This window comes from Gemmatimonadota bacterium, assembly GCA_026705765.1.
Classification (GTDB): Bacteria; Latescibacterota; UBA2968; order UBA2968; family UBA2968; genus VXRD01.
In genome coordinates this window covers 63,723-75,019 of sequence record JAPPAB010000174.1, presented here as the reverse complement: position 1 = coordinate 75,019, position 11,297 = coordinate 63,723, and the positions used below count along the sequence as shown (strand labels likewise).

The following is an 11,297-nucleotide window of genomic DNA, read 5'->3' as shown; positions in this document are numbered from 1 at the left end:
AGAAAACAAAAAAAAGTCTGTGCGGGTTGTCAACCCGCACCTACGGATCAACGGATCGTCCGCCCCGTCTAAAAAGACCGCATCAAACCCACGATTTTGCCAGCAATGCGAAATGACTCGTGGCTTTCACCCACCACAATGGGTTGATAGGCTTCATTTTCGGGCACCAACTTGACCTCCGAACCCTCTCGATAGTAGCGCTTAACCGTTGCTTCTTCGCCAATCACAGCAACGACAATCTCGCCTTGATGGGCGGATTCTTGATGGCGTGCGAGCACAAAATCGCCGTCTAATATTCCAGCATCGCGCATGCTATCACCCTCAACCTGGAGGGCAAAAACATCGCCCCGCGGTACAAACCCGGAATCGACCGCAAGCGTACTCTCGATATTTTCCATTGCCAGAATCGGTTCACCGGCAGCAACGCGCCCAATTACCGGCACTTCGCGCACATCGCCGGAAAGCGATGCATCGCGCGCCTGATAATCCGTCAACTCAATACTGCGCGACAACATGGCAGTTCGTCGAATATACCCTTTTTTTTCCAATGCAGACAGCGTAGTTCGCACGCCATTGGTAGAAGCAATGCCAAAAGCCTCCATAATTTCTCGGATCGTAGGCGGATATCCCTGGTTGCGAATCACCTGGGCAATAAAATCGTATATCTCCTGTTGGCGCGCAGTTAGTTTTTTTCGCATAACACACCTCCTTATTTATTTTTTTAAAATGCACATATCCATAACCTGCACATTTGAATATAGTGAACGTTCGTGCATCCGTCAAGTTTTCATCTCAAATAATTCTCAAAAAATGTATCATCTTTCCCCATTTCGTCCATTCTAAACACCGTTCTTGACACCGCAAATACCCCCTTGTATCTTATTTCTATAAGCGCAGATCACAGCACTGAATGGATAGAGCATCATGAAAAACCTCACATTTGACGAATACGTACCCTTTGCCTGGCATGGCATTGGCCTGACCATACCATCGGAATGGAACCCGGGCAAAATATCTGGCGAAGCCAACTCGGGCGAAGTGCGCCTCGACGATTCTCAAATTGCACGCCTCGAACTCGAATGGAAAGAAGCGCGAGGGGATGACCGCGTAGCGCAAATTGTGGATCGCTACATCGAAGGCCTGGCGAAAAACGCCAAAAAACAAAAAAGTCGCCTTCGCGTTGAACGCAACCCCCAAGCCATTGACCTCGACCTTCCCGCCATGCAAAACACCCAGTATTTTATCTGGGAATCGCGTTACACAGTACACACACTCGCAACGTATAGTCCCGCCTCGGACCGCCTCATTTTTATTCGCATTATGGGGCGCACAGATGAAAACCTCGCCCCCGTTCTACCTCTCATCCTCAACACCCTTCAAGACACCCCACCCGGCGATCCTCTGACATGGGCACTCTACGATATGATCTGTCAATCGCCCCCGGAATACGAACTCGAAAATTTTGAACTCAAATCCGGGCATATAGGCTTGAGATTTCAAAAAGACAGCACGCGGCTCAATATTGACCGCTTCAGCTTAGCGCGCACAATCCTCAGCGGCAAAGACCTCGATGAATGGTACGTTGAATTTTTTACAAAAGACCTCCGACATATTCACGTTGAGACCGATATCCAAACCCGGGATCCCAACATCGTACTCTCGGTCAATGGACGCCCCAAAAGCCGATGGCAGGGCCTTCTCCAACCCTTGCCCTTTTGGAATATGCGCCCCCGCCAGAATCTTTCGGGACGAATTTGGACCGATATGGAGACCAATAAAATTTTTGTTGTACAAACCTATTGGAAAAAATCCGAAGGTGTCCCAAACCTCGATGCCTATTGCAAGGATGTAAAAGCCATTTCCTGACAGAATATTGTTTATCCTGTCTATTCGCGGAGTCCTGTTATGCTATTCAAAAAACAACCCAAAATTGGCCGCGACGCCATGTTCAAATCCAAGCCCGTTCGCAACAACCAGGTAGAATGGGAAAAAAACGACAATGGCGAGATCCACGTCACCCTCACCCGTGGCGATTCGTGGAAAGTGCGCACGCTATCTAAAATCTTTTGGATTCCCCAACAAAAAACACTGGTACTCGATGAAATTGGCGCACAGGTCTGGGACATGTGCGATGGACGCACAACCGTCGAAGCCATCATCAGACGCCTGAGCAAAACCCACCAACTCAATGTAAAAGAGGCCGAAATATCCCTGCTCGCCTATCTCAAAAAGCTCGGACAAAAAGGGCTACTCGGCTTTGCCGTTGCCAAAAAAGACCTGCCCGGTAGCAAGCGTCGCAGGCGCGCCAGCGGCAAGGCATGGGGATAGTTTAACACCTCTAATATGTTACTTTACAACAAATTGTTTTTGGTTTTTTTTATTTTTTTAATCTTGACATTTTTGTATGCTTTGGGTAAGTTTGCCATTGCACGGCTTACTTTTTAGACCCCAAAAGGAGTCCTACAATGAGTTCACAGGCCCAGGAACTTGAAACGCTAGCAACGGGTGATTACAAATTTGGATGGGTGACAGATATCGAGCAGGAATCTGCGCCTCCAGGTCTGAATGAAGACATCATTCGATTTATTTCTGAGAAAAAAAATGAACCCGACTGGCTGCTCGAATGGCGCTTAAAAGCCTATCGCCATTGGCTGACCATGACAGACCCGCTCAAACGCAAAAAAAGCGAACAGTGGGCCATGGTCACCTACCCCGATATCGACTATCAAAGCATCGTGTATTACGCAGCCCCGAAAAACGCAGGCGATGGTCCCGCAAGCCTGGACGAAGTCGATCCCGAACTGCTCGCCACCTATGAAAAACTCGGCATCCCCCTCGAAGAGCAAAAAATGCTGGCCGGTGTCGCTGTCGATGCGGTCTTTGACAGCGTCTCAGTCGCCACCACCTTTAAGGAAACACTCGCCGAAGCAGGTGTCATCTTTTGCTCTTTTTCAGAAGCCGTACAAGATCACCCCGACCTCGTGCGCAAGTATCTCGGTTCTGTCGTCCCACACACCGACAATTATTTTGCCGCCCTCAACTCGGCAGTCTTTAGCGATGGATCCTTCTGCTATATCCCCAAAGGCGTGCGCTGCCCCATGGAATTATCGACGTATTTCCGCATCAACGCCGCCAACACCGGACAGTTTGAGCGCACGCTCCTCATCGCCGATGAGGGTGCTTATGTATCGTATTTAGAGGGCTGTACAGCGCCAATGCGCGACGAAAATCAACTCCACGCAGCCGTAGTCGAACTCGTCGCACTCGACAATGCACAGATCAAATACTCCACCGTCCAAAACTGGTACCCCGGCGACATAGACGGCAAAGGCGGCATCTACAACTTCGTCACCAAACGCGGCGCCTGCCGGGGCGAAAATTCCAAAATCTCCTGGACACAGGTCGAAACCGGATCGGCCATCACCTGGAAATATCCCAGTTGCATTCTTCAGGGGAACAACTCGGTGGGCGAATTTTACTCTGTCGCCGTCACCTCCCTCAAACAACAGGCGGACACCGGCACCAAAATGATTCACATAGGGAAAAACACCCGAAGCACCATCATTTCCAAAGGCATATCCGCCCTGCGCGGACAAAACACCTATCGCGGTGCCGTACAAGTCCTCAAAGGCGCGCACAACGCCAGAAACTTTACCCAATGCGACTCCATGCTCATCGGCGACCAGTGCGGCGCACACACCTTTCCCTATATCGACGTGCGCAACCCATCCGCACAGGTCGAGCACGAAGCCACCACATCCAAAATAGGCGAAGACCAGATCTTCTATTGCAACCAGCGCGGCATCTCCACAGAAGACGCCGTCTCAATGATCGTCAATGGCTTCTGCAAAGAAGTCCTTGCAGAACTGCCCATGGAATTTGCAGTCGAAGCCCAAAAACTCCTCGGCATCAGTCTCGAAGGCAGTGTCGGTTAGATCACAATTTAAGGAATGGAATAACATGCTCGAAATTCGGAATCTGCACGCAGGTGTGGAAGGCGCGGAAATTCTTCACGGCATCGACCTCAAGGTCAACGCGGGAGAAATCCACGCCATTATGGGACCCAACGGGTCGGGCAAAAGCACATTGGCCCAGGTACTCGCAGGCCACGAAGCCTATAGCGTTACAGAAGGCGAAGTCATCTACGAGGGCCAGGACCTGCTCGATATGGACCCGGATGAACGCGCAGCACATGGCGTCTTCCTCGCCTTTCAGTACCCGGTAGAAATACCCGGCGTCAACAGCGCGTACTTCCTGCGCACAGCACTCAACGCCCTTCGAACGGCCAGAGATGAAGAAGAAGTCGATGCCATAGACTTTCTCGCGCTGATTCGCGACAAACTCAAACTGGTCGAAATGGACGAAAAATTCCTCAAACGTTCGGTCAACGAAGGCTTTTCCGGCGGCGAAAAGAAACGCCATGAAATTCTGCAAATGGCCGTCTTAGAACCCCGCCTCGCCATACTCGACGAAACCGACTCCGGACTCGATATCGACGCCCTACGCGTTGTTGCCAACGGCGTCAATACACTCCACAGCGCGGACAAAGCGACCATTGTGGTCACACACTATCAGCGCTTGCTCAACAATATCGTGCCCGACTTCGTCCACGTTATGCTCGACGGACGCATCGTGCAATCGGGCGACAAAACACTCGCCCTGGAATTGGAAGAAAAAGGCTATGACTGGATCAAAGAAGAACACGCGACACACAGCGTCTAATCACACATCCTGGATTCAAAAATTTGAATCCAGCCTCAACGGCCAGCCACTGCGAGCGTTGCGCCAACAGGCAATCGCCGACTTTGACCGCCTGGGATATCCCACCACAGCGGATGAAGCCTGGAAAAGCGTGAATCCATCTGCGCTCATCAGAACCAACTTTGAGCCTGCAGCCCCTGCCACCCTTGCAGATGCAGAACTGGAACCCTTCATCTATCCCGACCTGCAGGGCATCCGCCTCGTATTCGTCAATGGGCATTATGCGCCAGAACACGCATCCGACATACCAGAAGGCATAACCATCGCCAACCTCGCCGACGTGTACGACCACCCACTCGTCAAAGCGCACCTGGGCAAACTCGCACAAACCACAGATTTGGCCTTCACCGCCCTCAACACGGCATTCATGCGCGATGGCGTATTCATCCATGTTCAGCGCAACGTCACAGTCGAAGCCCCCGTGCATATCCTCTTTATCACAACGGCGTCAGAAATCCCCACAATATCTCATCCGCGCAACCTGATCATCGCGGATGAAAACAGTCAGCTTTCACTTGTTGAAACCTATGTGGGAACCGGCACAGAGACTTATTTTACCAATGCAGTCACAGAAATCATCGCCCGCGACAATGCCAGCGTAAACTGTATCCGCCTCGAATTGCAGGGCACAGCGGGTTTGCACGTCGCCAATTTTCAGGCACAACTCGGGCGCAGCAGCAGGATGACCTTTCACGATTTTACATTCGGCGGGGCATTTGTTCGCAACGACGTAAGCGCGTACCTGCGCGGCGAAGGCAGCGAAGCGACCGTCAATGGACTTTATGCCCTCGAAGGATCCCAACAAGTCGATAACTACACCCTGCTTGAACACGCCGAACCCCATTGCCCCAGTCACGAACTCTACAAAGGAATTCTGGGAGGATCTTCTCGCGCGATTTTCCGGGGAAAAATTCACGTCCATCAAAAAGCGCAACACACCGATGCCTACCAGCAAAACGAAAATATTCTGCTTTCGGACAACGCGCGCGTCAACACCAAGCCCCAGCTCGAAATCTACGCCGACGAAGTCAAGTGTTCGCATGGCGCAACAATAGGCCAACTCGACGAAAACGCGCTCTTTTACCTGCAAGCGCGCGGCATCCCCAAAACCGAGGCAAAGCAAATTTTGCTCCGCGCTTTTGCCGATGACATTATCGGGCGCGTGACCCTTGCCCCCGTGCGGTCGCACCTGAGCGACTTAATCGACACCCGCCTCGAACACATCGATGCAAAGGACATCGCATGAATTCGCCTCTGGACATCTTAACGCTCCAACCGCCCGAGCCAGTTGTGCGTCCAGCACCGCCCTTTGACGTGCGCCGCATTCGCGCGGACTTTCCCATTCTGGGCCAACAAGTGCAGGGCCGACCGCTCGTGTACCTCGACAATGGCGCCACAGCGCAAAAACCCCGCGCAGTCATCGATGCCCTCTCGCATTATTACACCGACCAGAATGCCAATGTACACAGAGGCGTACACCACCTCTCGCAAATAGCGACCGATGCCTATGAAGCCGCCAGAAGAAAGGTGGCGACCTTTATCAACGCGGCCTCAGACAGAGAAATCATCTTTGTGCGCGGAACCACCGAAGGCATCAACCTCATTGCACAAACCTTTGGACGCGATCAAATCGGCGAGGGCGACGAAATCATCATCACCGAAATGGAGCACCATTCCAACATCGTCCCCTGGTGGATGCTCTGCCGGGAAAAGGGAGCCAAACTGCGCGTCATCCCCATGAACGACCGGGGCGAACTCTGCATGGACACATATCAAACCCTTTTCTCCCCTCGCACAAAACTCGTCTCCATCGTACACATCTCCAATGTCCTCGGCACAGTCAATCCCGTAAAAAAAATGGTGCAAATCGCACACGCCCACGGCGTGCCCGTACATATCGACGGCGCACAAGCCGTGCCCCATCAGCGCGTGGATCTCCGCGCCCTCGGCTGTGAATTCTATACCTTTTCGGGACACAAAATGTTTGCACCTACAGGCATTGGCGTCCTGTACGGCTGCGAAACATACCTCGATACCATGCCGCCCTACCAGGGTGGGGGCAGCATGATCCAGAGCGTTGACTTTGACAGTATTACGTACGGAAACTTACCCAACAAATTTGAAGCGGGAACGCCCAATATCGCGGGCAGTATTGGCCTGGGAGCCGCCATTGATTACCTCAACAGCATCGACTTTGATGGCGCGACAAAATACGAAGCCAATCTGCTGGAATACGCACACGACGCACTGCGCGGCGTGCCGGACCTCAACCTGATCGGCACAGCCGAGCGCAAAGTAGGCGTGCTCTCATTTACCCTCGCCGATATTCACCCCCACGATGTGGGCACCATTCTCGACCAGGCCGGCGTCGCAGTTCGCGCTGGGCACCACTGCGCGCAACCCATTATGAAACACTACGACATACCCGCAGCAACGCGCGCTTCCCTGGCATTTTACAACACGCGTGAAGACATTGACGCGCTGGTCTCTGGCCTTCACACCGTGCGAAAGATTTTTGGCTGATGTCAGATTTGCGCGAACTCTACCAGCAACTCATTCTGGATCACAACAAAAACCCCAGAAATTTTCGCGTACTCGATCCAGCAGACCGCTTTGCCAAAGGCTATAATCCCCTTTGCGGCGATAAAGTACAGATCTATCTCCAACTCCACGGCGACCGCATAAAAGACATTGGCTTTCAGGGTTCGGGATGCGCCATTTCCAAAGCATCGGCTTCTTTAATGACCGAAACCATCAAAGGCAAAACCCTCTGCGAAACAGAAACCTATTTCAAAGACTTTCATGCGATGCTCACCGACCCATCCAGCAATCTCGACCTCGACCAGATGGGCAAACTATTTGTTTTTGCCGGCGTGCGCGACTATCCCACCCGCATCAAATGCGCGACCCTATCGTGGCACGCGCTCCGGGCAGCCATAGACAATGTCCAAACCCCCATAACAACAGAAAGAGATGACACATGAGCCTCCTGAACATCTTCCGCAAAGACACATCTGAATCCAGCGATGATTCCGACCATACTGAGGAAATTCACAATATTGAAGCCCCGGAATCACCGCCCGAAAAATCCCCGCCAGAAGGCCCCATCGACACCGAAGCCGTAAAAGAAAAAATCGTAAAAGCACTCAAAACTGTATATGATCCAGAAATCCCTGTTGACATTTACGAACTGGGCCTCATCTACGAGATCAACGTGGAAGAAGACGGCAATACCTACGTCCAAATGACACTCACTGCCCCCAACTGTCCCGCCGCGGGTATTTTGCCCGGACAGGTCGAATCCGCAGCCCGATCTGCCGAAGGCGTTTACGATGTCAAACTCGACCTCGTATTCGACCCTCCCTGGACGCCAGAACGCATGTCAGAAGCGGCCAAACTCGAATTGGGCATGTTTTGACAATATCTCTCAATGAAAAGGTTCTTTTATGAAATTGAGCACACAAGAAGAATACGGCCTCCGCTGTCTCATGCAGGTAGCACAGCGCGCATCTGAAACCGGCGGCAGCATTTCGATTCCCGAAATCAGCCGCGCCGAAGGATTATCCACCGCCCATGTCGGCAAACTCGTCCGCCTCTTGCGCCTGGGCGACCTCGTCGAAAGTGTACGCGGTCAAGCCGGCGGGTATAAATTGGCTCGTCCCGCCAGTGAAATCCTGATCTCCGATGTGCTCGGTGCCCTCGGCGACCCATTCTTCAACGACGGCTTTTGCGATGAACACACCGGCTATGAAGCCTGCTGCACACATGCTGTCGATTGCTCAATTCGCTCCCTATGGAACGCCATCCAATTTGTGGTTGACCAGATGCTCGACCGCATTACATTGCAAGACCTGATGGGAGATGGGCACCAGCTCGAAAATCATCTCGCGCACAAAGCAGACGAACTCTTACAAGTCACAATGCCGTAATTGACACAGGAGAAACCCCATGGACATCACCGTCACAGACGTTGCACAAACAGAAATCACCCGCTTGATAAACGAGCAAGAACAGGTGATTACAGGCGTGCGCATCACCGCCGAGGCAACATCGCCTCTGCAGGCCAATTACCGCCTCGCTTTCGTGGCCGAAGGACAGGACACCGACCGCGACACCGCGATATCCTACGACGGCTTCAAAATTTACATCGACGAAAACAGCGTGCCTTATGCCCAGGACATCACACTCGATTTTGTCGATGGCCTGATGGGACGCGGCTTCAAAATTGACAACCCGCACAAAGTGCCCCCGCACCTCAAAGGCAGCGTGGCCGAAAAAATCCAAATGGTAATCGACGAAAAAATCAACCCGGGCATTGCCGCACACGGCGGTCACGTATCACTGGTCGATGTAAAAGAAGACACGGCCTTTCTCCAATTTGGCGGCGGATGCCAGGGCTGTGGGATGGTCGATGTCACCCTCAAACAAGGCGTGGAAGTCATGATCAAAGAAGCCGTCCCCGAAATCGCAAATATCCGAGATATAACAGACCACGCCGAAGGCACCAACCCGTATTACCAGACCACACAATAGAACTTTGGACGCCATCCCTACAAAAGCGCGTGCCCGATTCGTACATACAGAATCGGGCACGCTATTTTCATGCAAAACCACATCTCGCGGGATTCGTCCAGTTAAAAAAATTCCCACAAACCAAAACACACTTGCCGAGATACCTGTCTTATAAAAGTGAAATGTAGAAGTGCGCCTGTGCCTGGCCATCAAGCCCTCAATCCCCAACCATGCCCCACATCATTGTCGAAAACCTCGTCAAAACCTTCCAAATTGCCCAGCGCCAGCCCGGTGTGTGGGGTGCGCTGCGCGGCGTCATGCACCGCAGCTACCGCCAGATAACGGCCCTCGACGGCATCTCCTTCACCATTGAACCCGGCGAACTCATCGGTTATATCGGTCCCAATGGTGCGGGCAAATCCACCACAGTCAAAGTATTGTCCGGCATCCTCGTTCCCGATACTGGTCGCTGTGAAATCCTCGGCCGCATCCCCTGGAAAGAACGCATCGCCCACGTCGCACAAATCGGCGTGGTCTTTGGGCAACGCACGCAGTTGTGGTGGGACCTGCCCGTCATCGAATCTTTTGACCTGCTCCGCGACATCTATCGCGTCGACCATCACCAATATGCGCAAACCCGCGATGAAATGATCGCTATACTCAACCTCGAATCACTCCTCGACATACCCGTGCGTCAGCTCAGCCTGGGCCAGCGCATGCGCTGTGACCTCGCCGCTGCCCTCATACACCGTCCATCAATCCTCTTCTTAGACGAACCGACCATTGGCCTCGACATCGTCTCCAAACTCGCCGTGCGCGACTTCATCAAACGCCTCAACCAGGAGCGCGATGTCACCGTCATCCTCACCACCCACGACCTGGACGACATCGAAGCCCTCTGCACGCGGGTAATGGTCATCGGACAGGGCCAGATACTATCCGATGGCCCGCTCGAAAACCTTCGCGCTCGCGTCACCACAGAGCGCCGCCTCATCGTCGATCTCGAAGGCACAGAAGACATCACCGACCCCGACGCATCTGTCGTATTGCGCGACGGACACCGCGTACATCTCACATTTGACCCCGACCGCGTTGCCACGGCCGATTTAATCGCCCGCATCACGGCGCAACACCCCGTGCGCGACCTCTTTGTCGAAAACACCCCCATCGAAGAAATCATCTCGCGTCTCTATGCCGAAAATCGCTAACCGCACATCATCGCTGGCCATCAAACCGTACATAGCCGTACTCTCCGCCAGATTTCGCACGCTCTTGCAATACCGCGCTGCGGCATTCGCGGGATTCGGCACCCAACTCTTCTGGGGCCTCATCCGCGTCATGATCTTTGAAGCCTTCTACAGATCAACCACTGCGCCACAACCCATGACCGCCGATGAAGTCATCACCTATATATGGCTCGGCCAGGCATTTCTCGTTATCATTCCCTACCAGGGTGCCGACCCCGACGTGCGCGCCATGGTGCGTTCGGGCAATGTCGTCTATGAACTCGTGCGCCCGACCAACCTGTATTTCTTCTGGTACAGCCGCGCCATAGCGCAACGCACTGCGCCCGGCGTCTTTCGCGCCCTCCCCATGTTCATCACAGCCAGTCTCTTCTTCAACCTGCAAATGCCTCCCAATATCTCGGCTACATGTGCCTGGCTCGTATCGATGCTCTTTGCCGTCCTCATCAGCGCAGCCATCACCAATCTCCTGACCATTGCCCTCCTGTGGACCATATCTGGCGAGGGCCTGGGCGTACTCCTGAGTAGCTTGACCTGGCTCTTTAGTGGCATCATCATCCCCTTGCTCTTTTTTCCCGACTGGGCACAGACAGCCATCAACATCCTCCCATTTCGATACCTCATGGACATCCCCTTCCGATTCTACATAGGCCACATCCCACCAGAACAAATCTGGTATCACCTGCCGTTTCAAATCGCCTATCTGATTGCGCTGATCACTGCCGGGCACCTCATCATCACCCGCGGTATTCACCGCCTCGTCGCGCAAGGAGGATAATG

The 11,297-nt window shown here is 53.1% G+C and carries 13 protein-coding genes; 12 read left to right on the top strand and 1 reads right to left on the bottom strand.

The window, feature by feature from the left end:
* Nucleotides 1-68: 68 nt before the first annotated feature.
* Entirely contained in the window at nucleotides 69-698 is a 630-nt protein-coding gene (gene lexA, locus OXH16_22305) for a transcriptional repressor LexA (protein ID MCY3684138.1), read from the bottom strand.
* Between the two features lie 226 nt (nucleotides 699-924).
* Here lexA and OXH16_22300 point away from each other — a divergent pair, with 226 nt between their 5' ends.
* The 12 genes from OXH16_22300 (at nucleotide 925) to OXH16_22245 (ending at nucleotide 11,295) form a co-directional block, all read left to right on the top strand.
* On the top strand, nucleotides 925-1,866 hold the full coding sequence (locus OXH16_22300; GenBank protein MCY3684137.1) for a hypothetical protein: 942 nt from the start codon (nucleotides 925-927) through the stop codon (nucleotides 1,864-1,866).
* A gap of 39 nt (nucleotides 1,867-1,905) precedes the next feature.
* A complete protein-coding gene (locus tag OXH16_22295) occupies nucleotides 1,906-2,328 on the top strand; it encodes a PqqD family protein (protein ID MCY3684136.1) in 423 nt (140 codons plus the stop codon).
* Nucleotides 2,329-2,465: 137 nt separating this feature from the next.
* Entirely contained in the window at nucleotides 2,466-3,935 is a 1,470-nt protein-coding gene (gene sufB / locus OXH16_22290) for a Fe-S cluster assembly protein SufB (protein ID MCY3684135.1), read from the top strand.
* Between the two features lie 25 nt (nucleotides 3,936-3,960).
* The gene (gene sufC / locus OXH16_22285) at nucleotides 3,961-4,722 is read left to right on the top strand and encodes a Fe-S cluster assembly ATPase SufC (protein MCY3684134.1); all 762 of its coding nucleotides are present in this window, start codon (nucleotides 3,961-3,963) and stop codon (nucleotides 4,720-4,722) included.
* Nucleotides 4,682-6,007 carry a Fe-S cluster assembly protein SufD gene (gene sufD / locus OXH16_22280; protein ID MCY3684133.1) on the top strand — a complete coding sequence of 442 codons (1,326 nt, stop codon included), beginning with the start codon at nucleotides 4,682-4,684 and terminating at the stop codon, nucleotides 6,005-6,007. The genes sufC and sufD overlap by 41 nt, the downstream gene beginning before the upstream one ends.
* The gene (locus OXH16_22275) at nucleotides 6,004-7,284 is read left to right on the top strand and encodes a cysteine desulfurase (protein MCY3684132.1); all 1,281 of its coding nucleotides are present in this window, start codon (nucleotides 6,004-6,006) and stop codon (nucleotides 7,282-7,284) included. The genes sufD and OXH16_22275 overlap by 4 nt, the downstream gene beginning before the upstream one ends.
* Nucleotides 7,281-7,745 (top strand): SUF system NifU family Fe-S cluster assembly protein, encoded by a 465-nt coding sequence (locus OXH16_22270; GenBank protein MCY3684131.1) that lies wholly within the window; start codon nucleotides 7,281-7,283, stop codon nucleotides 7,743-7,745. Before OXH16_22275 ends, OXH16_22270 begins: the two co-directional genes overlap by 4 nt.
* Before the next feature lie 122 nt (nucleotides 7,746-7,867).
* A complete protein-coding gene (locus tag OXH16_22265; protein MCY3684130.1) occupies nucleotides 7,868-8,179 on the top strand; it encodes an SUF system Fe-S cluster assembly protein in 312 nt (103 codons plus the stop codon).
* 28 nt (nucleotides 8,180-8,207) lie between these two features.
* Nucleotides 8,208-8,690: an Rrf2 family transcriptional regulator gene (locus tag OXH16_22260; GenBank protein MCY3684129.1), complete on the top strand. Its 483-nt coding sequence runs from the start codon at nucleotides 8,208-8,210 to the stop codon at nucleotides 8,688-8,690.
* A 19-nt stretch (nucleotides 8,691-8,709) separates the two neighbouring features.
* Nucleotides 8,710-9,294: a NifU family protein gene (locus tag OXH16_22255; protein ID MCY3684128.1), complete on the top strand. Its 585-nt coding sequence runs from the start codon at nucleotides 8,710-8,712 to the stop codon at nucleotides 9,292-9,294.
* Nucleotides 9,295-9,503: 209 nt separating this feature from the next.
* A complete protein-coding gene (locus OXH16_22250; GenBank protein ID MCY3684127.1) occupies nucleotides 9,504-10,481 on the top strand; it encodes an ATP-binding cassette domain-containing protein in 978 nt (325 codons plus the stop codon).
* The gene (locus OXH16_22245; protein MCY3684126.1) at nucleotides 10,465-11,295 is read left to right on the top strand and encodes a hypothetical protein; all 831 of its coding nucleotides are present in this window, start codon (nucleotides 10,465-10,467) and stop codon (nucleotides 11,293-11,295) included. The genes OXH16_22250 and OXH16_22245 overlap by 17 nt, the downstream gene beginning before the upstream one ends.
* The last annotated feature ends 2 nt before the right edge of the window (nucleotides 11,296-11,297 follow it).

Bases quoted from the DNA above. Each gene is read 5' to 3' on its own strand.
- lexA (MCY3684138.1), bottom strand. From the start codon at position 698: ATGCGAAAAAAACTAACTGCGCGCCAACAGGAGATATACGATTTTATT.
- OXH16_22300 (MCY3684137.1), top strand. From the start codon at position 925: ATGAAAAACCTCACATTTGACGAATACGTACCCTTTGCCTGGCATGGC.
- OXH16_22295 (MCY3684136.1), top strand. From the start codon at position 1,906: ATGCTATTCAAAAAACAACCCAAAATTGGCCGCGACGCCATGTTCAAA.
- sufB (MCY3684135.1), top strand. From the start codon at position 2,466: ATGAGTTCACAGGCCCAGGAACTTGAAACGCTAGCAACGGGTGATTAC.
- sufC (MCY3684134.1), top strand. From the start codon at position 3,961: ATGCTCGAAATTCGGAATCTGCACGCAGGTGTGGAAGGCGCGGAAATT.
- sufD (MCY3684133.1), top strand. From the start codon at position 4,682: ATGACTGGATCAAAGAAGAACACGCGACACACAGCGTCTAATCACACA.
- OXH16_22275 (MCY3684132.1), top strand. From the start codon at position 6,004: ATGAATTCGCCTCTGGACATCTTAACGCTCCAACCGCCCGAGCCAGTT.
- OXH16_22260 (MCY3684129.1), top strand. From the start codon at position 8,208: ATGAAATTGAGCACACAAGAAGAATACGGCCTCCGCTGTCTCATGCAG.
- OXH16_22255 (MCY3684128.1), top strand. From the start codon at position 8,710: ATGGACATCACCGTCACAGACGTTGCACAAACAGAAATCACCCGCTTG.
- OXH16_22250 (MCY3684127.1), top strand. From the start codon at position 9,504: ATGCCCCACATCATTGTCGAAAACCTCGTCAAAACCTTCCAAATTGCC.
- OXH16_22245 (MCY3684126.1), top strand. From the start codon at position 10,465: ATGCCGAAAATCGCTAACCGCACATCATCGCTGGCCATCAAACCGTAC.